The 24,740-nt window shown below is 70.7% G+C and carries 23 protein-coding genes; 9 read left to right on the forward strand and 14 right to left on the reverse strand.

Going from position 1 to position 24,740, the window contains the following annotated elements; genetic code table 11:
- Nucleotides 1–54 precede the first annotated feature (54 nt).
- Nucleotides 55–777 (forward strand): autoinducer binding domain-containing protein, encoded by a 723-nt coding sequence (locus ACQQ2N_RS05170; protein ID WP_440224616.1) that lies wholly within the window; start codon nucleotides 55–57, stop codon nucleotides 775–777.
- 241 nt (nucleotides 778–1,018) lie between these two features.
- On the opposite strand, the gene ubiE is transcribed toward ACQQ2N_RS05170, so the two are convergent.
- The 3 genes from ubiE to ACQQ2N_RS05185 form a co-directional block, all read right to left on the reverse strand.
- On the reverse strand, nucleotides 1,019–1,768 hold the full coding sequence (gene ubiE, locus ACQQ2N_RS05175; RefSeq protein ID WP_440224617.1) for a bifunctional demethylmenaquinone methyltransferase/2-methoxy-6-polyprenyl-1,4-benzoquinol methylase UbiE: 750 nt from the start codon (nucleotides 1,766–1,768) through the stop codon (nucleotides 1,019–1,021).
- A 70-nt stretch (nucleotides 1,769–1,838) separates the two neighbouring features.
- Nucleotides 1,839–5,363: an ankyrin repeat domain-containing protein gene (locus ACQQ2N_RS05180; protein WP_440224618.1), complete on the reverse strand. Its 3,525-nt coding sequence runs from the start codon at nucleotides 5,361–5,363 to the stop codon at nucleotides 1,839–1,841.
- Entirely contained in the window at nucleotides 5,360–5,611 is a 252-nt protein-coding gene (locus tag ACQQ2N_RS05185) for a YcgL domain-containing protein (RefSeq protein ID WP_440224619.1), read from the reverse strand. Before ACQQ2N_RS05185 ends, ACQQ2N_RS05180 begins: the two co-directional genes overlap by 4 nt.
- 131 nt (nucleotides 5,612–5,742) lie before the next feature.
- Here ACQQ2N_RS05185 and ACQQ2N_RS05190 point away from each other — a divergent pair, with 131 nt between their 5' ends.
- Nucleotides 5,743–6,204, forward strand: a complete 462-nt coding sequence (locus tag ACQQ2N_RS05190) for a GNAT family N-acetyltransferase (RefSeq protein ID WP_440224620.1) — start codon at nucleotides 5,743–5,745, stop codon at nucleotides 6,202–6,204.
- Nucleotides 6,205–6,217: 13 nt separating this feature from the next.
- Here the strand turns inward: ACQQ2N_RS05190 and ACQQ2N_RS05195 are convergent, their stop codons facing one another.
- A complete protein-coding gene (locus ACQQ2N_RS05195; RefSeq protein ID WP_440224621.1) occupies nucleotides 6,218–6,976 on the reverse strand; it encodes a hypothetical protein in 759 nt (252 codons plus the stop codon).
- An 80-nt stretch (nucleotides 6,977–7,056) separates the two neighbouring features.
- Between ACQQ2N_RS05195 and ACQQ2N_RS05200 the strand changes: the two genes are divergently transcribed.
- Nucleotides 7,057–7,959, forward strand: a complete 903-nt coding sequence (locus ACQQ2N_RS05200; RefSeq protein ID WP_440224622.1) for a hypothetical protein — start codon at nucleotides 7,057–7,059, stop codon at nucleotides 7,957–7,959.
- Here ACQQ2N_RS05200 and ACQQ2N_RS05205 read toward each other — a convergent pair.
- On the reverse strand, nucleotides 7,952–8,668 hold the full coding sequence (locus ACQQ2N_RS05205; RefSeq protein ID WP_440224623.1) for a 2OG-Fe(II) oxygenase: 717 nt from the start codon (nucleotides 8,666–8,668) through the stop codon (nucleotides 7,952–7,954). The genes ACQQ2N_RS05200 and ACQQ2N_RS05205 overlap by 8 nt on opposite strands.
- Nucleotides 8,669–8,742: 74 nt before the next feature.
- Between ACQQ2N_RS05205 and ACQQ2N_RS05210 the strand changes: the two genes are divergently transcribed.
- From ACQQ2N_RS05210 to ACQQ2N_RS05220, 3 genes are all read left to right on the forward strand, one after another.
- Entirely contained in the window at nucleotides 8,743–10,023 is a 1,281-nt protein-coding gene (locus ACQQ2N_RS05210; RefSeq protein ID WP_440224624.1) for an acetyl-CoA C-acetyltransferase, read from the forward strand.
- 94 nt (nucleotides 10,024–10,117) lie between these two features.
- A complete protein-coding gene (locus ACQQ2N_RS05215) occupies nucleotides 10,118–11,458 on the forward strand; it encodes an RDD family protein (RefSeq protein ID WP_440224625.1) in 1,341 nt (446 codons plus the stop codon).
- 93 nt (nucleotides 11,459–11,551) lie between these two features.
- Nucleotides 11,552–13,126: an RDD family protein gene (locus tag ACQQ2N_RS05220; protein ID WP_440224626.1), complete on the forward strand. Its 1,575-nt coding sequence runs from the start codon at nucleotides 11,552–11,554 to the stop codon at nucleotides 13,124–13,126.
- A gap of 280 nt (nucleotides 13,127–13,406) precedes the next feature.
- Here the strand turns inward: ACQQ2N_RS05220 and ACQQ2N_RS05225 are convergent, their stop codons facing one another.
- The 7 genes from ACQQ2N_RS05225 to ggt all read right to left on the reverse strand — a co-directional run bounded on the left by ACQQ2N_RS05225 (nucleotide 13,407) and on the right by ggt (nucleotide 20,509).
- Nucleotides 13,407–13,982 (reverse strand): YkvA family protein, encoded by a 576-nt coding sequence (locus tag ACQQ2N_RS05225; RefSeq protein ID WP_440224627.1) that lies wholly within the window; start codon nucleotides 13,980–13,982, stop codon nucleotides 13,407–13,409.
- A gap of 115 nt (nucleotides 13,983–14,097) precedes the next feature.
- Nucleotides 14,098–15,933 (reverse strand): phospholipase D-like domain-containing protein, encoded by a 1,836-nt coding sequence (locus ACQQ2N_RS05230; RefSeq protein WP_440224628.1) that lies wholly within the window; start codon nucleotides 15,931–15,933, stop codon nucleotides 14,098–14,100.
- Nucleotides 15,930–16,517 carry a YceI family protein gene (locus ACQQ2N_RS05235; RefSeq protein ID WP_440224629.1) on the reverse strand — a complete coding sequence of 196 codons (588 nt, stop codon included), beginning with the start codon at nucleotides 16,515–16,517 and terminating at the stop codon, nucleotides 15,930–15,932. The genes ACQQ2N_RS05230 and ACQQ2N_RS05235 overlap by 4 nt, the downstream gene beginning before the upstream one ends.
- Nucleotides 16,508–16,990 (reverse strand): SixA phosphatase family protein, encoded by a 483-nt coding sequence (locus ACQQ2N_RS05240; RefSeq protein ID WP_440224630.1) that lies wholly within the window; start codon nucleotides 16,988–16,990, stop codon nucleotides 16,508–16,510. The genes ACQQ2N_RS05235 and ACQQ2N_RS05240 overlap by 10 nt, the downstream gene beginning before the upstream one ends.
- A gap of 85 nt (nucleotides 16,991–17,075) precedes the next feature.
- Entirely contained in the window at nucleotides 17,076–17,708 is a 633-nt protein-coding gene (locus tag ACQQ2N_RS05245; RefSeq protein WP_440224631.1) for a nucleotide-binding protein, read from the reverse strand.
- A 63-nt stretch (nucleotides 17,709–17,771) separates the two neighbouring features.
- A complete protein-coding gene (locus tag ACQQ2N_RS05250) occupies nucleotides 17,772–18,767 on the reverse strand; it encodes a hypothetical protein (protein WP_440224632.1) in 996 nt (331 codons plus the stop codon).
- Between the two features lie 35 nt (nucleotides 18,768–18,802).
- Nucleotides 18,803–20,509 (reverse strand): gamma-glutamyltransferase, encoded by a 1,707-nt coding sequence (gene ggt, locus ACQQ2N_RS05255; RefSeq protein ID WP_440224634.1) that lies wholly within the window; start codon nucleotides 20,507–20,509, stop codon nucleotides 18,803–18,805.
- A gap of 103 nt (nucleotides 20,510–20,612) precedes the next feature.
- Between ggt and ACQQ2N_RS05260 the strand changes: the two genes are divergently transcribed.
- Complete coding sequence (locus ACQQ2N_RS05260) at nucleotides 20,613–21,431, forward strand: ABC transporter ATP-binding protein (protein WP_440224635.1); 819 nt, start codon at nucleotides 20,613–20,615, stop codon at nucleotides 21,429–21,431.
- On the opposite strand, the gene ACQQ2N_RS05265 is transcribed toward ACQQ2N_RS05260, so the two are convergent.
- Nucleotides 21,428–22,819: a M48 family metalloprotease gene (locus ACQQ2N_RS05265; RefSeq protein WP_440224636.1), complete on the reverse strand. Its 1,392-nt coding sequence runs from the start codon at nucleotides 22,817–22,819 to the stop codon at nucleotides 21,428–21,430. The two genes, ACQQ2N_RS05260 and ACQQ2N_RS05265, sit on opposite strands and share 4 nt — an antisense overlap.
- Nucleotides 22,820–22,966: 147 nt before the next feature.
- Here ACQQ2N_RS05265 and ACQQ2N_RS05270 point away from each other — a divergent pair, with 147 nt between their 5' ends.
- A complete protein-coding gene (locus ACQQ2N_RS05270; RefSeq protein ID WP_440224637.1) occupies nucleotides 22,967–23,284 on the forward strand; it encodes a PGPGW domain-containing protein in 318 nt (105 codons plus the stop codon).
- 3 nt (nucleotides 23,285–23,287) lie between these two features.
- Here ACQQ2N_RS05270 and dinB read toward each other — a convergent pair whose 3' ends face one another.
- A complete protein-coding gene (gene dinB, locus ACQQ2N_RS05275) occupies nucleotides 23,288–24,352 on the reverse strand; it encodes a DNA polymerase IV (protein WP_440224638.1) in 1,065 nt (354 codons plus the stop codon).
- A 214-nt stretch (nucleotides 24,353–24,566) separates the two neighbouring features.
- On the opposite strand from dinB, the gene ACQQ2N_RS05280 reads away from it, so the two are divergent.
- A complete protein-coding gene (locus ACQQ2N_RS05280) occupies nucleotides 24,567–24,737 on the forward strand; it encodes a hypothetical protein (RefSeq protein ID WP_440224639.1) in 171 nt (56 codons plus the stop codon).
- Nucleotides 24,738–24,740 lie beyond the last annotated feature (3 nt).

Below are 24,740 nucleotides of genomic sequence, written 5' to 3' on the forward strand. Positions count from 1 at the left end.
GCCCTCGTGCGCGCGCGTGCGCTGGCGTATAGTGAGGCGCTGGGGGAGTTCCACATGCACGCTCGACTCGAATCGCTCTACGGCCTGCTCGACAGCCCAACGGTCGACGAGGTCCGTGCCATCGTCGGCGACGCAGTCGCCGAAGCCGGTTTCGACGGATGGCTCTACGCGTCCGGCGCCGCGCAACCCAAACCCACCTGGCTGCTCGACGAGTATCCGCGCGCGTGGATGGCGCACTACCTCGATCGCGGCTACTTCGACATCGATCCCGTCGTCGGCCACTGCCGCATGCGCTCGGTGCCGTGCCTGTGGTCGTCGACGCCAGAGGCCCGCCGCACCGGCTACATGACGGACTTCTTCGGCGAAGCGGCCGATTTCGGCCTCGTCGCCGGCGTCGGCATCCCGTTGCACGGCCCCGGCATGCCGTCCGGCATGGTCGCCGTGTCGACCGCCGATCCGCGCGAAGTGCCGAGCCTGCAGCAGCTCTCGCAGCTGCACCTCGTCGCCACGTTCCTGCACGAGGCCGGCCTGCGCCTGGGCCAGCCCGTCGCGGCGTCGCCGGCGCCCGTCGCCGAATCGGCGCACCTGACCTCGCGCGAGGCCGACTGCCTGCGCTGGGCGGCCGAAGGCAAGACCAGCTGGGAGATCGGCCAGCTACTCGCGATCGGCGAGCGCACGGTGACGTTCCACCTGCAGAACGCCGCGCGCAAGCTCGGTGTCGCCGGCCGCCGACAGGCCGTGGCGCGTGCGATCTCGCTGCAGCTCATCGCCGTCTGAAGCGTGGCGCCCGTCGGGCCTAGCACATCCCACCACCCTTGCCTAGCTGTAAGAACTTACAGCTAGGCGAAACCCTGTCTGCCGGTCATGCTGGACTCATGGAGCGGCGACGCTCCACCTCCCCCCTGGTCGGGCGGGAGGGTTACGGGCCGACGGATGCGGTTCGTCTTCCGCCCGGCCGTCTAGTCCCGTCACGCCGATCCGCCGGACCCAGGATCGACGGAGCGCCAGGGATCGGCGCTCAGACGCGGTACCCGCGATGGATTGCAACGATGCCGGCCGACAGATTGCGCACATCGACGCGCGCAAGGCCGGCGTCCTCCATCATGCGCTTGAGGGTCGCCTGGTCCGGATGCCTGCGGATCGACTCGGCGAGATAGCGGTAGCTCGCGGCATCGCCCGCGACGAGGCTGCCCACGCGCGGCAGCACCTTGAACGAATGGAAGTCGTACAGCGGCCGCAGCAGCGGCTCGCGCACGGCCGAGAACTCGAGCACGAGCGCACGCCCGCCGATCCTGAGCACGCGATGGATCTCGGCCAGCGCGCGCTCCTTGTGCGTCACGTTGCGCAGGCCGAACGCCATCGTCACGCAGTCGAAGCTGCGGTCCGGGAACGGCAGCGCCTCCGCGTCGAGCTGCGCATAGTCGAGGCCACGTACGAGCCCGCGGTCGGTCAGGCGGTCACGACCCACGCGCAGCATGTCCCCGTTGATGTCGCCGATGACGATGCGGCCGTTCGCGCCGACCTTCGGCAGCAGCAGCGCGGCGATGTCGCCCGTGCCGCCCGCGAGATCGAGCACGACGTCACCCGAGCGCACCCCGCTCGTGGCGACGAAATGGCGTTTCCAGAGGCGATGCAGGCCGAACGACAGCAGGTCGTTCATGATGTCGTAGCGGCGCGCGACCGAGGTGAACACCTCGCCGACGAGGCGCGCCTTGTCGGCCTCGGGAACGTCGCGGTAGCCGAAATGCGTGGTCGGGGTTTCGCTCATGCGCGCATCGTACCCGAGCGGTCATGGCGGCGTCGCCCGATGCCGCCCCGCCGCGGCTGCTTGCCGCGCGTCAGTCGGTGACGCGCTTGCGCAAGGTCATGCGCGCGCTCGGCACGGCGGCGTGGCGGGCCACGCCAAGCTCCGCGGCGACGTCGACGTAACCGAGCAGCGCCGCCACCTCGCCGGCCGTGCGACCGAGACCGTCGCGCAACTCGATCGAGGCGCCCTGCGCACGCAGCAGGCGGGCCACGCCGAGCAGCCCGTGCATCGCGCACGCGTGCAGCGGACTCACGCCGCGCTTGTCCTGCACGTCCGTCGCCGCGCCATGGCGCACGAGCAAACCCGCGAGCGTGCCGAGATGACCGGCCTCGCACTCGGCTCCGGGCTCGGCACGCGCACCGAGCAGCAGGAGCAGGGCATCCTGCCCCGCCTGGTTGATCTCCGTCGCGCGCGCGCCGTGCACGAGCAAGGCTTCGAGCAGGGCCGCGGACGTGGCGGTGTCGCGGCTCGCGAACGCGAACTGCGCGGCAGCCTGCAGCGCGGTATTGCCGCGCTCGTCGGCAGCGTTCGCGTCGGCGCCGTGCTCGACGAGCAGTTCGACGATCGCCGGCAGGCCGAGCGCCGCGGCGATCATGAGCGCGGTGCCACCACCGGGCAGGCGGCGATCGGCTTCGACACCGTGCTGCAGCAGGGTCCGCACGACGGCCTCGCGCCGCGCCGCGACGGCCGCCGACAGGCAGGTCGCCCCGCTGTGCGCAGCATGTGCGGGGTTCGCGCCGGCCTCGAGCAGGCGCACGACCAGCGCCGCGTAACCCGATCCCGCCGCGCGGATCAACGCGCTCGCGCCTTGCGCATCGCAGGAATCCACGGGAAGCCCCAGCGCGAGAAGCTTCTCGAGCGCGTCGAGGTCGCCGCTCGCCGCGGCGAGCGGCAGGTCCGTCGCGGCCAGCGCGCGGCGCGGCAGGCGCCAGCGCGGCCAGTTGAGCCAGTACACGAGTTCGCGATCGGCGCGCGCGAGGGCAAGTCCCAACGGCGTCTCGCCGCTCGCCGCCGCACGCTCGGGATCGGCACCGTGGCGCACCAGCACACGCGTGACGGCCGCCGCGTGCGTCGCCTTGAAGGCGTAGTGCAACGGCATGCGGCCACGCGCGTCGCGCAGGTTCGGATCGACTCCGCGTGCCAGCAACGTCGCGGCCAGGGCATCACCGCCGAGCGCGCAGGCCAGGTGCAATGCCCCGACGTCGCCGGGCAGCGTGCCGGACACGTCGGCGCCGCGCTCGACGAGGTCGGCCGCAAGCGCGAGGATCGCCGCGGGATCGCCTCCCGCGGGGGCATGCGAGAGCACGCGCGCGACCAGCGCTGCACCACCGACCGGCGCACCACGGCGCACGAGGTCGTCGAGCGCGGCGAGGCCGGCGGGCAGTCCGTCGACGAGCGTGTCGAACAACGTGCGCCCGTCACCCAGGCGCGCATCGGCGGCAAGCCCGAGATTCGACAGCCAGTCGCGGGCCGCGGGGTCCGCATCGACGAGGCCGAGGAGAAGCTGCGCGCGCTCACCCGCCGGCCAGCCGCGTACGGCGGTGCGCATGTCCTCGGCGATGTTCCAGTGCCCGAAACGCAGCGCGTCGATCAGGTGCGCGGCACTCGCGGCATCACCGGCCGAGTGCACGGGCGAAAGGTTGCTCGGCAGCGGGTACGCGGCATCGAGCAGCGCGACGATCGGCCAGCGCCCGCCCGCCGCGGCATGATCGAGCGCGCGCTTGCCGTCCCCGCCGGCGAGGCTGCGATCGGCGCCGAGCGCGAGCAGCGCGCGCACCGTGTCCTCGTTGCCGAGTCGCGACATGCACGCGATGACCAGCGCACTGCGGCCATGGGCGTCGACACGGTCGGGATCGACCTTGCGCTTGCCGAGCGCGTGGATCACGTCGACGCAGCCCGAGCGTGCCGCCTCCATGAGCGCGGTGGTGCCGTGCTGATCGGCGAGATCGACACCGGCGCCACCGGCGATCAGCGCTTCGGCGATGCGCGCGTGGCCTGCGAGTGCCGCCGCCATGAGCGGCGTCCGTCCGAGCGCGGCGAGTGCATCGACGTCGGCCTTGCGCCGGAGCAGCAGCTTGACGCCGGCCGGATCGTCGTCGGCGATCGTCGCGGCGAGGTGGATCGCCGGCTGCGTGCGCTCGCCCTGCGGCTTCGCGCCACGCTCGAGCAGGAAGCCCGCGATGGCCCAGTTGCCGTTCGCGCAGGCCACGCCCAGCGGCGTGAGGCCTTCGCGGTTGGGTACATCGACGACGGCCGCCGCATCGAGCAGCAGGGCCGCGACTATCGGCTCGCCGCACAGTGCCGCATGATGCAGCGCCGTGTTGCCGTCGGCATCGGCGACGCGCGTGTCGGCACCGTTGGCGAGCAGCGTCATGACCGCATCGGGACGCCCCTGGTAACTGTCGCGCGTCGCCGCGATGAGTGCGACGAGGCCACCGCGCGCATCGTTGACGTCGACGCCCTTGGCGATGAGCCCGCGCAACAGGCGCAGGTCGGGCAGCGTGACCGCATGCACGAGCGCGCTGCGCTGGTCGCGCTCGCCGGGCATCGGCAACGTGTTCGGATCGGCGCCGCGCTCGAGCGCGGCCAGGGCGAGGTCCACCTGCCCCGACCGTGCCGCGGCGAGCAACGTCGTGCCGAGCTCGAGCGCACCGATGCCGGGCGGCAGGCGTACCGGCGGCGCCTCTCCCGTGGCGTGGGCGGCGGCCGGTTCACGTGCCTGCCTGCGGTCCGCGGATGCGGTCGTCAGCAGCGCGTTGACGCAACGCGTGGCAAGGACGAGGCAGGCGATCGGCGCGACGACGAGGGCATGGCCGGCGAGCAGCGACAGGCGCAGTTCCAGTGGCAGCATCGCCGCGAATGCCGACCACGCGAGCGGCCCGAGCGTGAGCACGAGCAAGGCGAGACCGGCGGGCAGGCCGTGGCTGAAGAACAGGTCGTGCTCGCCCGTGAGATGCCGCGCGAACGCAAGCGAGCGGCGGATCGACGCGAACAGCCACGAGCCGCCGTCGTCGCGCGGGTAGGCATCGTCCCAGACGAACGGCAGCGCGAACGCGGGCCACAGCCGCCACAACGCGAGCAACGCGACCAGCGCGGCCGCGGACATCGCCAGTGAAGCCGGGAACGCCGGCCCGTGCGTCATCCACCAGGCCGGTGCCGCGAGCAGCACGCCCACGAACACGCCGTACAGCGCGAGCATCACGAACGCGGTGAGGCCCCGCCGCGCGATGCTGCGCGCGAAACGACCGTCCATGTCGTAGCCGATGCCCGCGCAGACCGCCGTCAGCACCAGCGCATTGCCGGCCAGCATCAGCACGAGCGTGAGCGGGTGGACGATCGCGGCCGCGGCCGCGTAGCACGCGAGCGCCGGCATGAAGCGGGCGAGGCCGACCAGCAGCGAACGCGGACGAGCAGCGACGGGCTTGGGCATGTCGGGCGGCAGGGTCGACCGGAGCGCGGCGGCCGCCGCGTCGGTGCCGAGTATATCGATGCCCGCCGTCGTTGCGGGCTGGTCGCGCGGGAATTCCGGTGCGTCGCCGGGAGGGCCGGCCGTCACGCCTCGTCCACGGGATCGACGACGGGGGGCATCTGCAGGTGGAAGCCGCGGTCGGCGAGATTGGCCATGACCGCGACGACGTCCTCGCGCGCGAGCTTGCGCTCGGGCGACAGCTCGACCTCGATGACGAACGAGAATGGCCCCAGCGTGCTGGCCAAGGCCGGCGGCAAGGCGTCGAACGCGTCGGCGGCACGCAGGAACACGTAGGTGTCGGCCTTGCGCAGGCTCTTGTACACGAAACTCTGCATGGGGACGATGCGACCTGTGCGGGCGGGAGCGGGAGTGCAGGATAACGCAGGCCACCCGCCACGATCCCGATCCTGCCACGCCACGCGTTCATGCGGTGTTGTCGTGGCGTTCACGGCTTGCGAGGCCCACGATGACCGCAACGACCCTCACCACGCGCGCCGCGCGCACCGACGACCAGGCCTTCCTCGTCGAGGCAAACGCCGCGATGGCACGCGAGACCGAAGGCAAGGCACTCGATGCCGACGTGCTCGCGCGCGGCGTCGCCGGCGTCTTCGCCGATCCGCGCCGCGGGCACTACCGCGTCGCCGAGCGGGGCGGCATGCGCGTCGGCTGCCTGCTCGTGACGACCGAATGGAGCGACTGGCGCGACGGCGACTGGTGGTGGATCCAGAGTGTCTACGTCGTGCCGGAGGCGCGTCGAACCGGCGTGTTCCGCGCGCTGCACGCGGAACTCGAGGACGTGGCGCGCGCGACGCGCGGCATCGTCGGCCTGCGCCTCTACGTCGAGCATGCCAACCACGCCGCGCAGGCCACGTACGCCTCGCTCGGCATGCACGACGCCGGCTACCGCATGCTCGAAACGCTGTTCTGACGGCGCGGCGCGCTCAGCGCGCGTCGACCTCGATGCCGTGCGCAGCGAGGATCGCCCGTGCCTGGCCGCGCTCGGGACGCTCGCCGCCGGTCATCGCGACGGTGCCGTCGGCATAGCGCAGCACGGTACCTTGCGGCAGCACGACATCCAGCGTGCGCGACGGACTCAGCAGCACGGTCTCGACGACCTGCCAAAGCGTGTCGAGGCCGGCATGCACGTACTGCGCGCAGGCGAGCGCGCAGAGGTCGTGCAGGCTCATGTGACGCACGTGGCGGATCGGCGTGCCGAGGCGCTCGCGCAGCACGAGCGAAAGATCCGCGCCGGCCATGCCCGTGTCGAGCAGCTCGCGCTCGAGCTTCGAGGCGAGTGCGCCGAGCGGGCCTGCGTCGCCGTGCAGCTGCCACGGCAGCATGAGCATCGCGCTGCCGTGCAGTCGCGTGTCGGGCTCGAGCGCCGGCGCCGGCATGCGTCCTTCGTGGGCGCCGATCGACACCAGCGAACCGCGCGAGCCGTCGCCGGCGAGGCGTTCGTGGGCATCGCCGAGCGCGGCATGCACCGGCCAGCCGGGCCGCAGGATCTGTGCCTGGTCGTAGAGCGCGCCGGCGAGCACGAGGTCGAAGGCGCCGACGTCACCGACGAAGCGGACGAGGTCGCGCGCGAGCGCCTCGCCGAGGTGTTCGGCATCGCCGCGCTCGAGCATCGGGCGCGGTGGGGCTTCGGCCTCTTCGCATTCGATCGCGATCACGGCCGCGAAGCAGGGCAGGTCGCTCACGCCAACGGTGCCGGTTCGAGGGGCGCGGAGTGTACCATCGCCTCGCCGCGCGCCCCGGCGCGCGAGGACCCCTGCATCCCGTGATCGATCTCGTCCGTCGCAACGCCGCCGACGCCCTCGAACTGTTCGCGCTGCCGCTGCTCGTCGCACTGCTGCCGTGGCGCGCCGGTTTCGCGCTGCTGCGCTGGCGCGCACGCCATGGCCGCCTGCACGAGCGTGACGTCGAGGCCGCGGCGCGCATGGCCGTCGAGCACGTGGGCATCGCCGATGTCCGTGGCTGGAAGGCGTGCTTCCGCCTCGTGAGGCTCGTCGAACGCGCCGACACCTGGCTGACACTGCTGCGCGGCCGGCGCTGGTGGAGCCGCCACGTCGACGTCGAGGGAGCCTGGCCCGAACGGGATCGACCGCGGATCCTGCTCACGTTCCACTGGGGCAGCGGCCACTGGATCTGGCACCTGCTCGCCGCGCACGGCGTGCGCGCGCACTTCCTCGCACGCCGGCCCGTGCCGCGCGATTTCGGCGCCGGACGCGTCGCGTCGTGGTACGGCGAAGTGCGCGCGCGCGCGATGCGCCGCATCGGCAGCGAAGGCGTCCTCTACACGGGCGGCAGCAGCGCCGCGATACGCGAAGCCCTCGCCCGTGGCGAGAGCGTCATGGGCATGCTCGACGTGCCTGCCGAGCCGGGCCAGCGCAGGATGCCCGGCAGCCTGCTGGGACATCGCGTGGACATGCCGTTCGGACTCGCGCGACTCGCCGAGTCGGAACGCGTCGACGTCGTGATCCTCAGTTGCGGACTCGATCCCGCCAGCGGGCGACGCCAGCTGCGCCTCGAGACGCTGCAGGCGGGAACGGATGCCGCCGCGATCATGCAGCGCTACCTCGCCCACCTCGATCGTCGCCTGCGCGAGCAGTCCGCGTTCTGGCACCTGTGGCCGGCCGCACCGACGCTCTTCACCTCGGGCGAGGACACGCCGGTCAGGTGAAGTGGTAACCCTTGTAGAGCGTGTTGTGCGGCTCGCGCATCTCCTCGGCAGGCCTCGCCGTCGTGTAGTAGTACAGCGCGATCGACTGGCGGTTCACGTCGACCGGCGTCCAGTGACGCGGATGTCCGTGGAAGCTGTCGGACAGCGTCGAGAACACGACGGCGCGGTTGAATACGGGTTCCACGCGGCGCGCGAGCGCCTTCGCCCCCTTGTCCCACAACTCGAGTTCGCCGCCGTAGGCCTCTTGCCAGTCGGGCGTGACGTAGATCAGCACGTTGAGCCGACGATGCGCCTGCAGGCGCTCGTGCCAGTTGAAGTCGGCGTGGATGCCGAGGTGACCACCGGCGCGCGTGAGATGGATGCCGCCACCGACGAGGTGCGGATCCGGCAGCAGGTGGTCGATGCCCGTCAGTGCTTCGAGGAAGCGCACGAACACGCCCGAGTTCATGTCGTGGATCGCCTGGCGCAGGTGCGCGGGGAAACGCTCCTCGCGCGACGAACCCATCTTCACCTCGAAGTGCTCGGCGCCGTAGTAGTCCCAGCCGACGTCGTCGGCGGGTTGCGGGAACGACGCGGCGATCGACGCGGCCGCATCGGCCTCGAGGAAGTCGTCGATGACGACGTGCGGATACGGCGATGCCGTCCGGTAGCCGGCGCCGTGCTGCGCGGCGAGGCGCTGCAGACGCTCGACATCGAAGACGTAGGACATGGAGGATTCGGCGAACGGGGGCTTCGCGTTGCATAATAGCAGTCGATTCCGTATTCCCTGCGCGAGAGGTGGACGTGACTTCGAGCAAACGCGTCGGCGTGATCGGTGGCGTGCGCATCCCGTTCTGCCGCAACAACACGGCCTACGCCGACGTCGGAAACTACGGCATGGCCGTCAAGACGCTCGGTTCGCTCGTGGAGCGCTTCGGCCTGCATGGCGTCGAACTCGGCGAAGTCGCGTTCGGCGCCGTCATCAAGCACGCCTCGGAATGGAACCTCGCGCGCGAGGCGACGTTGTCGTCGGGCCTCGCGCCGACCACGCCGGGCATCACGACGGCGCGCGCCTGCGGCACCGGCCTCGACAACGCGATCCTCGTCGCGAGCAGGATCGCCACGGGCGAGATCGCCGCGGGCATCGGCGGCGGCAGCGACACCACGAGCGACGTGCCGATCGTCTACGGACGCGCGCTGCAGCAGCGCCTGCTGGCGATGAACCGTGCGAAGAAGCCGGTCGACAAGCTCAAGACCGCCGTGAAGGGCTTCTCGTTCGGCGAGCTCGCGCCGTCGTTCCCGGGCGTGGCCGAGCCGCGCACGGGCAAGTCGATGGGCGAACACTGCGAGCTCATGGCGCGCGAGTGGAAGATCGGCCGCGAGGAGCAGGACCGCCTGGCCTGGGAGAGCCACCAGAAGGCCGCCGCCGCCTACGAGCGCGGCTTCTTCAAGGATCTGGTCGTGCCGTTCCGCGGCCTCGACCGCGACAACATCCTGCGTCCCGACACGACACTCGAGAAGCTCGCCTCGCTCAAGCCCGCCTTCGACAAGACCTCGGGCCACGGCACGCTGACCGCGGGCAACTCCACCGCACTGTCGGATGGCGCCTCGGCCGTGCTGCTCGCCAACGAGGAATGGGCCGCCTCGCGCGGCCTGCCCGTGCAGGCCTGGCTGACCCATTCGGCGGTCGCCGCGGTCGACTTCACCCACGGCGAAGGCCTGCTCATGGCACCGACCGTGGCCGTCCCGCGCATGCTCGCGGCCGCCGGGCTCACGCTGCAGGATTTCGATTACTACGAGATCCACGAAGCCTTCGCCGCGCAGGTGCTGTGCACGCTGCGCGCGTGGGAGTCGGCCGACTACTGCCGCGACCGCCTCGGCCTCGACGCGCCGCTCGGCGCGATCGACCCGGCGAAGATCAACGTCAACGGCTCGAGCCTCGCGCTCGGCCACCCGTTCGCGGCGACCGGGGCGCGCGTCGTCGCGACGCTCGCCAAGTTGCTTGCCGAGAAGGGTTCGGGACGCGGACTGATTTCGATCTGCACGGCCGGCGGCATGGGCGTGACGGCGATCCTGGAGCGCTGACGCACGGGGGCGTGCTGCAAGCGGTCGCGACTCGGGGGCGCGACCGTCCCGCCATTATTGCGGCGCGCAGGCGGGCGCGCACCGGGGAGTTCCGATGAGCGACACGACGTACGCGCTGGTGCTGACCGGCGAGCTGCTGCCGGGCGTGGATCCGGACACGGCCTGGCCCGCGCTGGCCACGCATTTCCGCCTCGACCCGCAGCGCCTGCGCGACGACGTGCTCGCGCGCGCGCCGATCACGGTGCGCCAGCACACCTCGCTCGACGAGCTGCAGGCCATGCAGGCCGGCATCGAGGCGATCGGGGCACTCGCCGAAGTCCACGCGAGCGGACCCGAAGCGGCCGTGTTCGCGCTCCTCGACAACGTGCCGCGGGGTCCCGTGCCGCGCCAGTTCGTGCGCGACCGCGTGCAGCACGGCACGTGGCCGGCCGACATCCTGGTCGCCACCCTCGGTACGTCGGCGTGGCTGCCGTTCGCGGCACCCGAACCCGCTGCGCCAGCCGCCTCGGCAGCGACCGACACGGCCACGCACGCGACCGGACCGACGACGATCTGGAACGTCGACGGCGGCCGCGACGATGCCGCCGAACTGCCGACCGGCGAGGCGATCCATGCCGGCTTCTGGCGCCGCTTCGCGGCCTACGTGCTCGACGCGCTCGTGGTCATGGTGCCGAGCTTCGTGGTCTCGATCATTCCGCTGCTGGGACTGATCACCTCGATCGTCGGTCACTGGCTGTACTTCACGCTCATGGAGAGCTCGGGCTGGCAGGCCACGCTCGGCAAGCGCGCACTCGGCATCAAGGTTGCCGACCTGCGCGGGCGGCGCATCGGCTTCGGCCAGGCAACGGGGCGCTACTTCGGCGCGATCATCTCCTGGCTGATCCTGTTCGTCGGTTACTTCATGGCCGGCTGGACGGCGCGTCGACAATCCCTGCACGACCTCATGGCCGGCACGCTCGTGATCTTCGACGACGTCCATCCGGGCCGTCCGCTGCCGACCGTACGCCGACCGATGCCGTGGTACGGCTGGCTGCTCAACATCGTCGCGTCACTCTGCGTGCTCGCCATCCCGGCCTCGCTCATCGCGATCGCGATTCCCGCTTACCACACCTACGTGGCGCGGTCGAAACTCACCGGCGTCGCCGCCGACGTGGCGACGCTTCGCCTCGAAGTCGCCGAGCATGCGATGAAGGAGAACGCCTGCCTGCGCGGCACGCGTCCCTCGACGCAGGCCTGGGTCGCCGGCATCACGCTAGGCGGCGTCGCGCCGGAGTGCACGATCACGGTGTCGCTCGGCAACGACGCGTCCATGCCGTCCGGCGTGCGCGGCGGCGAACTCACGTGGATCTCGTCGGGCGATCCGTCGAACGGCGTGCTCGACTGGGAGTGCACGTCGCATCTGCCCGACACGTACCTGCCGCGCGAGTGCCGCTGAGCGCGCGTGCATAAGGCCGCCACGGCGGCGATACTTCGCGTCCGGTGCCGGCCGATGCCCGGCACCGCCTGATCACCGATGGGGAAGGAAACGATGGATACCCTCAAGCATGCCCTGGTCCTGACCGGCGACGTCCAGCCGGGTCACGACGCGGCGAACGTGTGGCCTGCGCTGGCCACGTTCTTCCGCATGGATCCCGAACGCCTGCGCGCCGAACTGCTCTCGCGCGTGCCGATCGCGATCAAGGAAAGCGACGACCTCGCCAAGCTGCAGACGCTGCAGGCCGGCGCGGCCTCGGTCGGCGCGGTCACCGAACTGCATGCCCTCGGCGCCGAAGGCAGCCTGTTCGTGCTCGTCGACAACACGCCGCGCGGCCCGGTGCCGCACGCGTTCGTCGAGGAGCGCGTGCGCAGCGGCGCCTGGCCGACGACGATCAACGTCGCGGCGGTCGGCAGCAACACGTGGCGCCCGTTCCTCGCACCCGCTCCCGCGCCGCGCGTCGCGCCGGCACCGCAGCCGGTCGCCGACCAGCAGGCCACGGTCGCGTTCTCGGCGGTCGCCGCCGATGCCGCACCGACGGCCGTGCATCCTGCCGCCGCAGTCGCGACGGCCGCTGCAGCCGGGGGCGGTTACGCCGCTGCCGCACCGGGTGGCTACGCCGGTGCGCCTGCGGCCGCGGGCGACATGCTGCCGGAAGGCGCCATCGTGCATGCGGGCTTCTGGCGTCGCTGCGCGGCCTACGTGTTCGACTCGATCGTGCTGACGATCATCTTCGCGGTGCTCATGGCGGTCGTCGGCGGCATCGGTGTGGCCAGCGGAAACCTCGGCGTGATCCTCGGCCTGACGATGCTCGTCTACGTGCTGCTCATCGTGCTGGCGTGGCTTTACTTCGCCAAGCTCGAGAGCGGCACCGGCCAGGCCACGTTCGGCAAGCGCATCATGGGCCTCAAGGTCACCGACGACCGCGGCAACCGCATCAGCTTCGGACGCGCGACGGGCCGCTTCTTCGGCAAGATCGTGTCCGGCATGATCTTCAACATCGGCTACATGATGGCCGGCTGGACGGGCCGCAAGCAGGGCCTGCACGACATGATGGCCAACACCTGCGTGGTGTTTCGCACCGTCGAGCCGGGCCGTCCGCTGCCGGCCGTGCGTCCGCCGATGCCGTGGTACGGCTGGCTGCTCAACGTGCTGCCGTTCCTCGCCGCGATCGGCTACTCGGTGTTCGTCGGCCAGATGGTCGGCACGATGGCCGCGCTGCAGGGCGCCGGAATGGGCTCGTCGAACCCGTTCGAGGAGTCGTCGCTGCCGGCCGAAGTCACCAGCGTGCCGGGCTTCGGCGGCGACAATGCCGAGGCCGACAAGGCCGCCGTGCAGGCCGGCCTCAGCGGCATCACCGCCGAGATCGAGGGCATCAAGGCCGAGGCCGCACAGGCCGCCCAGGCCGGCGAATGCCTGTCCGACGAGCGCACGTCGTCCAACCCGTGGATCGACTCGATCCAGCTCGGCGGTTACACGCCCGAGTGCTCGGTGACGGTGCGCCTGTCGTCGTCCTCGGACATCCCGTTCGCGGCGCGCATCGAACGCATCGAGTGGACGCTCTCGAACGGCGAGTGGTCGTGCTCGTCGAGCATGGACTCGTCGTACCTGCCGTGGCCGTGCCAGTGATCGCAGCACATCGCGGATAGTGAAGAAAAAGGCCGCCTCCGGGCGGCCTTCTTCGTTGCGCGATCCCGATGCGGGACCCTCGCCGGCGTCACGCCCTGCGGGTCGAGCGGAAAGCCGAGGATCACCCGGCTTCGGGGCGATGCATGGGACACCCAGCGCCACCGTCCCTCCCTCTCCCCGTCGATGAGGAAAGGGACAGGCAGGATTCCCGCGCCGCAAAGAAAAAGGCAGCCTCGTGGCTGCCTTTTTCACGTCCGGGCCGACGCCCTGAGAGGAACGATCAGCGCGTGCGGAACAGCGTCGGCTGCCAGCCGCCACCACCGCCGTAACCGTCGCGGCGACGCTTGCGCATCGTCTCGTGCGCCTCGAGGCGGCGCGTCTCGAGCCAGTCGACGCGCTGCGCCTTGAGCTCGACCGGGTCGACGCCACGGCGCGCGGCTTCCTGATTGCGGTAGAGCACGAAGTCCGAATAGGCCTCGATCTCCGGGCGCAGTTCGCGCACGCAGAGCTCGATCATGATCGCGTCGTCGAGGAAGCCGATCACGGGCACGTTGTCGGGAATGATGTCGTGCGGGTCGGCGAAGTAGGCCAGGCACGACAGCACGCGCTTGCGGTCCTCGTCGGGAAGGCCGTAACCCTCGTCGGCGACGAGCTGAATCATCGTGTCGAGCTTGCCGAGGCGATCCTCGATGAAGTGCGGCACGCGCACGTTCGGGACCGTGTCGAGCAGCTTCGAGGCCGCCTGCAGGATCGTCTCCGCCGGCACGTCGGCAGCCTTCGATTGCGCGCGGCGCATCGCCTCGACGAAATGGTCGAGATCGGCATCGTCGAGTTGGATCGTGATGTCCAGGGACATGGGGGAGCGACTCCACTGAGGGACGGAAACGGGGACGACGAGACTAGACGGCGGACCCGGACGCGTCAACGGCGATACGGCACGGCCGCCCGGCATCGACGCCGGGCGGCGGCATCTAGAGGATGCCGACCGCGCCCGCACCGAACGCCGTGGCGATGCGCGTGTAGATCGTCTTGAGCGGCAGGTCGACCTCGGGAAAGTCGCCGACTGCGGTGTAGCACTCGTGGAACCGCGGGTGGTTCGGCGGCAGCGGCTCGCAGCCCTCGTCGAGTTCGTAGCTCGTCGAGTAGCGGAACGGCCAGAAATCGAACAGCGGCAGCGCGGTGGAGAAATCGGCGATCGCGTTGTTGATGCGGTGCAGGAGGTTGGTGCGCGGCCGCTTGGCGATCGTCCACGCATTGCCGGGTGCGATGTCGCGCTCGATCTCGGCGGTGAGCCGGCGTGCCACCTCGCGGTCGCGGATGATGAAGCCCGACTCGGTGTTGTAGTTGTCCGAGCGCGGATCGAAGTTGTGCGAGCCGATCAGCGCGATCTCGTCGTCGATGACGATCGACTTGGCGTGCATGCCCAGGCGTACGCCGCGCGTTGCCACGGGCGCCTGCCCGTAGCGCTGGTAGCCCTTGCTGTCGCCGGCGCCACTGAGCTCGGCATAGTTGGCGACCATCGCCGCGGCGTCGGCCGGGAACGGCTTGTACTCGTGGATGTGGAAGCCGAGCTTGAGGTAGCGCTTCTTGTACTTGTGCGAGAGTGCGTAGACGTAGAACGCGTCGGTCGCCGCGAGCGAGTTGGTCGACACGATGATCCGCGGCGCGTTCTCGCGCGCGTGCAGGTCGGCGAACACGCGCCGCGCACGCTTGCTGATGACGAGGTACGGCGTCTGCAGCACGATGCGCGAGCGGGCACCCGCGATGAGGCCGGCGATGCGGTCGCCGAGCATGCGGTCCTCGGTCGGCGCGGCGCCCTGCTTGTGCGGACTGTCGGAGAAGTAGTCGACATGGCCGACGCGCATCGCGGTGTCGACGAAGCGGCGGCGCACCTCGCCCTCGTCGGCGGCCCAGGCACGCATGCGCTCGACGTACTGCGGCACGGTCGGATGCAGCGCCGGCAGCTCGAGGACCTCGCCGGCCTCGGCGACGATGCTGCGGTTGACGTCGTTGAGGCGGGTCAACGGCGCCGCGCGGCGGAACGTCCAGAACTGCTGGAACGACGCGGCCATCTCGCGCCCGGCGACGGGGCCCGTCACGAGCACGTCGCGGTCGCGGTAGTTGAACTCGTGGTCCCAGTCGAAATAGCGGTTCTGGTGGTTGCGACCACCCGCGATGCCGTAAAGGTCGTCGACCAGGAACAGCTTGTTGTGCATGCGCTGGTTGAAGCGCGTGAAGCAGCACACGATGCTGACCGCGAACTCGAGCGGCCGGGTCACCGCCTTGTCGAAGGTCGGGTTGTAGATGCGTACCTCGAAGTTCGCGTGCATGCGCGCGAGCCGCGACAGCAGCTCGGCATCCTCGAGCGAGAACAGCTGGTCGGCGATGACGCGCACCTTGACGCCGCGGCGCGCCGCCTCGAGCAGCTCGTCGAGGATGAGCCGCCCCGCGTCGTCGTCGTCCCAGATGAAGGTCTGGATGTCGATGCTGCGACGCGCGGCGCGGATCAGGTGGATGCGTGCGAGCAGGGCGTCCTCGCCGCGCTCGAGCATCGTCGTGAAGTGCACGGGGGTGTCGTCGCTGCCTTCGGCGCGGGTGCGCGCGGCGAGCTCGGCCAGGGGCGAGGCGATCGCACAATGGTCCGCGCGCGCGCAGGTCACCTCGTGCACGCGCTCGGCGGCGACGACCGCATCGGCCTGGCGCGCGAGCTGGCGGTTGAGCCCGCAGCCACCCAGCAGCGCCAGCATCGCGAGCAGCAGCGGCACGCGCCAGCGGGGCGTGCGCGAAAGGAAGGAGATGGCGTTCACGGTGTCGCTTGGGTGTCGTGCGGGCGGACCAGGATGCTGAGCTTGAGTTCGACCTTGTCCGACAGCGTACCCTTTCGCGAGCGCATGCCGAACGACGCACGGCGGATCGTGCCGTTCGCCTCGACCGGACAGTCGTAGGCGGGATGGTCACACGTGGCGGGCTGCATCTGGAACGTGACCGGACCGCGCACCCCGCGCAGGCTCAGCCAGCCGGGCAGGTCGCCGCCCTGCTTGAGGCGCGCGACCGGAAACGGTGCCGACACGAAACGCACCTCGGGATGACGCTCGACATCGAAGAACTCGGGGGATTTCACCCAGCTCTCGGTGCCGGGCCGGCGCATGCGCACGGCATTGGCATCGATGCGCGCCTCGACGACGGCCTCGCCGCGCTCGCGGTCGATGCGCACGTTGCCGTGCACACCGCCGAACTGGCCGTCGACGTCGACCATCCACAACACCTTGACGCTGAACGTCGCGCTCGAGCGCGCACTGTCGAGCACGACCACCTCGGGTTGGCGCTCGGGCGTGGCGAGCGCGACGAAGCCGGCAATCCAGGCCGGCAGGATCGTGCCGGTCAGGGCCACCAGAAATGGCGCAGGCTGGCCACGCCCGGTTCGAGCGCGGCCTCCTCGTCCAGATCGAGCCACGCGATCGACGAGGTCGGCATGCCGCGACCGGTATCGGAGGTGCCGTCGGTGAGCAGCGCGACGAGCGTCTCGAGGCCCGGGTTGTGGCCGATCAGCAGCACCGAATCGGCATCGGCGTGGTCGTCGAGCACTTCGATCAGTGTGCCGGGCGTGGCTTCGTAGATGCGCGGCTCCTCGCGCACGTCGAGCGCGCCCAGCGCGGCGACGACGGCCACCGAGGTCTGGCGCGTGCGCAGTGCCGGCGAGCACAGCACGACATCGGGCTGCACGCCCTTGCCCTTGAGCCATGCCGCCGCGGCGGCGGCCTCGCGCTGGCCGTCATCGGTCAACGGGCGCTGGGCATCGGCCTGGCCTTCTTCGGGAGGTTCCGCGTGCGCGTGGCGCAGCAGGATGATCTGGCGGACGGTCATGGCAACTCCTGCGCAGCGGGCGGCCATGATGCCGCAAGCGCCACGGTTTGCCCAAGCCGCGCTGCGGCATGCCGTGCGCCGCGGTTCAGGCCGCCTTGTTGAGCCAGCGCACGAGCTTGTCCCAGTCGGCCTGGTGCGAGCGCACGATCTCGGAGTGGTAATCGAAGATGCTCTTGCCGAGTCCGGCCATGAGCACGTAGGCCTGAGTGTCGCGCAACGTCGCCACGAGCGGGAAGGGCAGCTCGCGGATCTGGTCGATCGCGTGCTGCGAAGCGTTCGTCCAGGGCTTGGTGCGGTTGGCGACGAGGCCGACCGGAAGCTTGCCACGCTTGATGCGCGGAAGCTCGGCGAGTTCCTCGAGGAAGGCCGTCGTCGCGTCGAGGTCGATCGTCGAGGGCAGCACCGGCACGACGATCGCCGAGAGCTCGTCGACCGACGCGGCGATGTCACTGGCCCTTACGCCGGCCGGCGTATCGATGACGACGCGATCGGCATCGGACGGGATGCGCTGCTGCCAGCCCTTGCGCGTCGCGTCGACCGGCAGCACGGCCGTGTCGAGCTCGGCGCGGCGCGCGCACCAGCGGCTGCTCGAGCCCTGCCGGTCGGCGTCGGCGAGCACCGTCGCCTTGCCCTTGAGTGCGTAGTACGCGGCCAGCGTCGTCGCGATCGTGCTCTTGCCGCAACCGCCCTTGGAACTCGCCACCATGACCTTCAGCATCTCGCCTCCCGTCGGTACGCCACGCTGGCGGCAGCCTACACCAGCTCGGCGCGGCGTGCCGGGTCAGGGTGCCGGCGGCGTCTTGCGCTCCGGCGCACGCCAGCCGTCCGGGGGCAGGAAAGGAACGCCGGCGCGCGCGAGGCGCCTCTCGAGCACCGCCATCTCGGTACCGCCCTCGCGCCAGTCCGCCGCGAGCGTGCGCATCGCGTCGTCCTCCCCTGCGAGCGCAAGGTTGGACGCGATGTCGTCTGCGTGCGCGCCATGCTGGTAGGCGAAGATGCGCGCCTGCTCGTCGCGCTCCGGTGCGTCGACCGCGCGCAGCAAGGCGCCGCCGATGCCACGCGCCACGAGCGTGTCGCCACGCGTCGCGAGCAGCAGGCCGATCGCGTGGCAGTCGTCGCGCCGCACGGGATCGAGGTCGACCACGACCTTCGCGTCGCCGGAAAGGCCGCAGGCAAGGGTCAACGGCCGGAATGACGGCAGCGCATGGGCCGAGGCGAAACTCACCGCCAGCACCGTGGTGTCGTACTCCGATGCGGGACCTCCCGCACTGCGGAACGGACCATGGTCCTGTGCCGCGCGCAGCCATTCCATCATGATCGCGCTGTAGCGGTCGTCGAAGCGGCCGGCCCGCGCCATGCGCGCGAGTGCCGCCGCGGTCGCCTTGTCGTCGCCGGTGGCGACCGCCCCCGACAACGCGAACAACCAGGTCGCCGCGTCGTCGGGGGCGATGCGCACGAGCGCGTCGATCGCCTCGTCGCGCAAGGCACCTTCGGCTTTCGACGCCACGATCCACTGCACGAAGGCGTCGTCGGGCGCGCGCATTGCGACATCGGCCAGGCGCGCCGTACGTCGATCGGTCGGCGAGGCCGAAGCCGCGAGCGCCGCGAACCTCGGATCGGGCGAGTCGGCCAGTAGCTCAACGACCGCGTCTGTCGCATTCGGTGATCGGCCGACCTCGTCGCGGGCGGCATGCACATCGCCGGCATGCATCTGCGCCGCAACGACGATTGCCAGCACCGATGCCACCACATCCGTCTGGAAGGTCTTCCCTTGCATCACCCACCTCCTTTTCAACCGACTCCGAACGCCGCTCAGTATCCGGCCGCCTGCCCATCCTTGCGGCCTTCCGACGCGCCAATGTACACCTTGCTGGCCGGATCCCTCGCGATCGCCTGGTAGCCGCCGAAGCTGCCGTCGGCGAAGCGCACGCGGTGGCCCTTGCGCATGAGCGCGCGCACGGTCGCGTAGTCGAAACCGGTCTCGAGCTCGATCGTGCCGCCGTCGGTCATCGGCACGGCCTGGCCTTCGGGCGAGGTCGAGCCGTCGTGCTGGATGCGCGGCGCGTCGCCGGCTTCCTGCAGGTTCATGCCGAAGTCGACGAGGTTCACGACGATCGCGGCGTGGCCTTGCGGCTGCGTGTCGCCGCCCATGACGCCGAACGACAGCCACGGCTCACCGCCCTTGGTCACGAAGCCCGGGATGATCGTGTGGAACGGACGCTTGCCCGGCGCGTAGGTGTTGGCGTGGCCATCCTTGAGCACGAACATCTCGCCGCGGTCCTGCAGGATGAAGCCGAGCCCGGTCGGCGCCATGCCCGAGCCCATGCCGCGGTAGTTGGACTGGATCAGCGAGACCATGTTGCCCCAGCGGTCCGCGGTGGTCATGTAGATCGTGTCGCCCTGGGTCTTGAACTCGCCCGGATCGACCTGCGTGATCGCCTTGTCCATCGAGATGAGCTTGCGGCGCTCGGTGGCGTAGTCCTTCGACAGCAGCTGCGCGACCGGCGCCTGCGCGAACGCGGGATCGGCGTAGTACTTCGCACGATCCTCGAACGCGAGCTTCTTGGCCTCGACGAACAGGTGCACGTGCTCGGGGCTGCCGAAACCGTACGATTTCAGATCGTAGCCTTCGAGGATGTTGAGCATCTGCAGCGCGGCGATGCCCTGGCCGTTCGGCGGCAGTTCCCATACGTCGTAGCCGCGGTAGTTCACGGAGACCGGCTCAATCCACTCGCCCTGGTGCGTGGCGAGGTCCTCGTACGAGAGGAATCCGCCGCTGGCCTTCATGTAGTCGCCGATCGTGCGCGCGATGCGGCCCTTGTAGAACGCGTCGCGGCCGCCCTTGGCGATCGCCTCGAGCGTCGAGGCGAGGTTCGTGTTGGTCCAGATCTCGCCCTTCGCGGGCGCACGGCCGTCGCGCGTGAACTGCTCGAGGAAGCCCGGATACGCCTTGAGGCGCGGCACCGAGCGGTCCCAGTAGTAGGCGATGAGCTCGGTGACCGGGAAACCTTCGCGCGCGTACGTGATCGTCGGCGCGAGCAGATCCTTCATCGGCAGCTTGCCGAAGCGGCCGTGCAGCGCGAACCAGCCGTCGACCGCGCCGGGCGTGCTGACCGGCAAAGGGCCGTACGGCGGGATCTTCGTGTGGCCGTTGTCCTTGAACCACTGCAGCGTGAGCGCCTTCGGCGAGCGGCCCGAGCCGTTGTAACCGTGCAGCTTCTTCGTCTTCGCATCCCAGACGATCGCGAACAGGTCGCCGCCGATGCCGTTGCCGGTCGGCTCCATGAGGCCGAGTGCGGCATTCGCGGCGATCGCGGCGTCGACGGCCGTGCCGCCGCGCTTGAGCACGTCGAGGCCGACCTGGGTCGCGAGCGGATGCGAGGTCGCGACCATGCCGTGGCGCGCGAGCACTTCCGAGCGCGTCGCGAACGCGGCACCGGTGACGCGGTCTGCCGCGGACGCGGGCGCGGCGGCCACCGCGAGGCAGGCAGCGAGCAGGGCAGGAGCGGAACGGAACATGCGGGTGATCCGGGCAGGCGAGGAATCCCGAGCATAGCGCCGCGCGCCGGGCGCGACGACGCACCGCTGCACGGTGCTCGCGGCGATCACGCATGATCCGGCCATGTCGACCGAAGCCTCCGCCCCCCTCATCGAACTCGACCGTGCGACGGTCATGCGCGGCCTCGACATCGTGCTGCGCGACGTCAGCCTGCGCATCGACGCCGGCCAGCACACCGCGATCCTCGGCCCGAACGGCTGCGGCAAGTCGACGTTCGTGAAGCTGATCAACCGCGAGCTGTACCCGGTCGCAAGGCGCGAGTCACCGCCCGTGCGCGTGCTCGGCGCGGCGCGCTGGGACGTGTTCTCGCTGCGCGCGCAGCTCGGCCTCATCTCGAACGACCTGCACCGCGACCTCGTCGCCGCACCCGACCTGCACGGCGAGGACGCGGTCGTCTGCGGCTTCTTCGCGAGCCAGCGCATCCCCGATCATCTCGAGGTCGAGCCCTGGCAACGCGAGGCCGCGCGCGACGCCCTCGCGCAGCTCGACGCCGCGCACCTCGCGACGCGCCGCCTCGACACGCTGTCGAGCGGCGAGATGCGCCGCGTGCTGATCGCACGTGCGCTCGTGCACCAGCCGCGCGCGCTGCTGCTCGACGAACCCACGACCGGACTCGACGTGGTCGCGCGCCAGCGTTTCCTCGACACGCTGGGCCGGCTCGCGCAACGCGGCATCACGCTGGTGCTGGTCACCCACCATCTCGAGGAAGTGATTCCGGAGATCGACCGCGTGGTCCTGCTGCGCGACGGCGGCGTGCTCGCCGACGGCACACCGGCCGACGTGCTGACACCGGCCACGCTGTCGGCGCAGTACGGCGTACCTATGCAGGTCGAACGGCGCGGCGACGCCTGGGCGCTCGCGGTCGCGCAGCAGGGTGCCTAGCCGCCGCCGAGATGCCGCAACAGCAGGTGCAGCACACCGACCGGCAGGCCGAGGAACAGCATGCTCAGCGCGAGGCTGAGCCAGGTGCCGAGCACGAGCAGCACGCCGACGAGGAACACGAGCAGGGCGAGCAGCGGCGACAGCAGCACCGACAGCAGCACGTTGGGTGGCGTGGTCGGCGGCGGCTCCACGGCCGCACCCATGCCGTTGAGTCGCTCGATGCGCCGCGCGAGCGTCGGGTACGGCGAGGCCACGCGCGTCGCACCCGGGCCCATCACGTCGAGCACGAAGAGGTTCACGAGCCACGGCGCCTTGAGCGGCAGCGTCGTATCGAGCGGCGCGAGCGCGGCACAGGCTTCCGCGAGGGCCTGCGGATCGCGCGTGAACTGCACGGCGGTCGCATCGGCGAGCAGGCGACGACGACGCCAGACCAGGCCGAGCAACGGCGCGAGCAGGAACAGCAGCGTCACCGGCACGAGCAGGATGCCGATCAGTAGCGAGCCCATGAGCGGCATGCGCAGCCAGTCCTTCCACGTGAGGCGGGCCCCTTTTCCACCCACGTCGTCGGGAAAGCCCGCATTCCACGGATCGCCGAGCGCATGCCGCAGCGTGTCGAGCGCGTCGCCGCCGCGGCGCCACGGCAGCAGCGGCGCCAGCAATGCACGTGCCTTCGCGCTCATCGGCGCCTGCGACAGCAGCATGAGCAGGCCGCACATCTCGATCAGGCGCAGCATGCGTGCGGCGAGCAGGCCGTCACCGTTGCCGAGCGCGGCGATCGCCTGGCCGACCAGCGCCTGTGTCGGCGCACGCGGCAGGCGGTCGAGCAGGCCACGCGTCGCGACGATCACGGCGTCGGCACCCTCGCCGAGGATCGCGAGGTTCGGGCTGTCGTCGTCGATGAGCATGAGGCGCGGTGGCGGCAGGCCCGCGGCGATCGCCATCTCGTCGACGAGGTTGCGCAGCTGCTGTTCCTCGAGGTCGCCGAGACGCGGCGCGCGCCAGCCCAGCGCCGCGCCGACGACATCGGCATGCTGCCCGCGCGACACGCGCGCGAGCGTGAGCCAGCCCGCACCGAGCAGCAGCATGCCCGGGATCGCGGCGACGGCGAGACCGAGCGTGATGCCGGCTGCCGAGGCCTTGCCGTCGGTCAGCGCCTCGAACGCCTTGAAGGCCTCGCCGAGCAGGTTGGGCGTCGGCGTGACGAGGTTCGCGAAGTCGGCGAACAGGCCGACCGCAAGGATCGCGAGCGGCGCGAACAGCAGGCTGATCGTGAGTGCGAGCGCGGCGACGATCGCGCCGGCCAGCAGACTCCAGCGCCGTGCGGCCGCGCGATGGCGCGCCTGCGCGGCATGGAACGACTCGCGACCGCTCGTGGTCTGCGCCTGCATGCCCTGCCTCCGTCCCGCCCCGCATCCCGGCGTCGCGCGCATCCTGACACGGATCGTTCAGCGTGCGCTGGCACGCTCGCGGCATAGTCCATGCTCCGGCCTCGCGTCCATCGCGGCGGCCGGGCTCCACCACGCTCGAGGGATCGCATGAACGACCAGTGGCGCGCCTTCGCCGCCATGCGCTGCGGCAGGCGCTTCCAGCAACGCAACCGCGCACGTCGCGAGCGCAAGGCAGGCCTCGTGCGCAAGACGCTCGTGATCTCGCTCGGCGTCATCATCATCCTCGCCGGCATCGCGATGCTCGTGCTGCCGGGACCTGGCATCCTCACGATGATCATCGGTGCCGCGCTGATCGCCGAGGAGTCGGTGTTCGCGGCACGCCTGCTCGATCGCGCCGATCTGTGGATCACGCGCCGCGTGGTCGCCTGGCGCCAGCGCCGCGCCGCGAGACGCGCGGGCTCCTGAGTCCTACGCGTCGAACAGCGCGCCCTGCGGGGCGACCTCGTCGGCCTCGCGGAAGTTCGATATCCCGACGCCGACGAGTCGATAGCGCGTCGACGCCGGCAGCGTGACACGCTCGCGCAGCGCGAGCGCGATGTCGACGAGCTCTTCTTCCGAGCGCAGCACGTGGCCCGGTGTGAAGCTGCGCGTGAGGATGCGGAAGTCGTTGGTCTTGAGCTTGAGCACGACCGTGCGGCCGATGCGATCCGTCTTGCGCGTGGCCGCCCAGACCTTCGGCGCGAGGTCGCGGATCGGGACCTCGAGGGCCTCGAGCGCGAGGTCGGTCGCGAACGTGTCCTCGGCCGAGATCGACTGCACGGGCCGGTCCGGCATGACGCGATGCATGTCGATGCCGCGCGCGAGCTCGTGCAGGCGGCGCCCGTAACGGCCGAACGCCTGCTCGAGCGCCTCGACGGTCCATGCCCGCAGGTCGCCCATCGTGCGCAGCCCGAGCGCGGCGAGCTTGCCGTCCATGACCTTGCCGACGCCGGGAATGCGTCCGACCGGCAACGGCGTCAGGAACGCCTCGACGGCCTCGGGCTTGATCACGAACAGGCCGTCGGGCTTGTTCCAGTCCGAGGCGATCTTGGCGAGGAACTTGTTCGGCGCGACGCCGGCCGACGCGGTCAGCGCTGTCGTCTCGCGGATCTGTTCGCGGATGCGTCGCGCGATCGCGGTCGCCGAGCCGAGGTCGCTGCGCGGCGTGGTCACGTCGAGGTAGGCCTCGTCGAGCGACAGCGGTTCGACGAGGTCGGTGTGGCCGAGGAAGATCTCGCGGATCTGCCGCGACGCCGCGCGGTAGCGCGTGAAATCGGGCGGCACGAAGATCGCGTCGGGACACAGGCGCTCGGCACGCAGCGCCGGCATCGCCGACCGCACGCCGTACACGCGCGCCTCGTATGAAGCCGCGCACACGACCGAGCGCTGGCCGCGCCACGCGACGACGACAGGCTTGCCGCGCAACGAGGGATCGTCGCGCTGCTCGACCGACGCGTAGAACGCGTCCATGTCGATGTGGATGATCTTGCGCAAGCGACGAGTGACGAGCAGCGAAGGACGGCGGTGCGCGCATGCTACTCCGCGCGGCGCATGGCGTTCATCGATCGACGAGGTGCGAAGGCATCGCGATCGGCATCGCGTCTTCACGGAACGGTGGCCGAACACATCGTTCGCCCCTTACCGCGCGTTCGTGTGCCGCTCATCCCACGCGTGACAGCCTGCGAGTCCCCGGATCCGGAGCCTCCGCATGGCCACGAAGTCGCCGCCCACGCCGCCACCGAAGAAGAAACTGCCCGCATCGGGCTATCCGCACGAGCAACCCGAACCGGGATCACCCAAGCTGCCGGGACGCGGCCGCCCGGACGAGCCGCAGAACGATCCCGACCAGAAGCCGGGACGTCCGCGCACGGACGACTGAAGC

Origin of the sequence: Dokdonella aquatica (assembly GCF_051987395.1) — a bacterium.
GTDB lineage: Bacteria > Pseudomonadota > Gammaproteobacteria > Xanthomonadales > Rhodanobacteraceae > Dokdonella.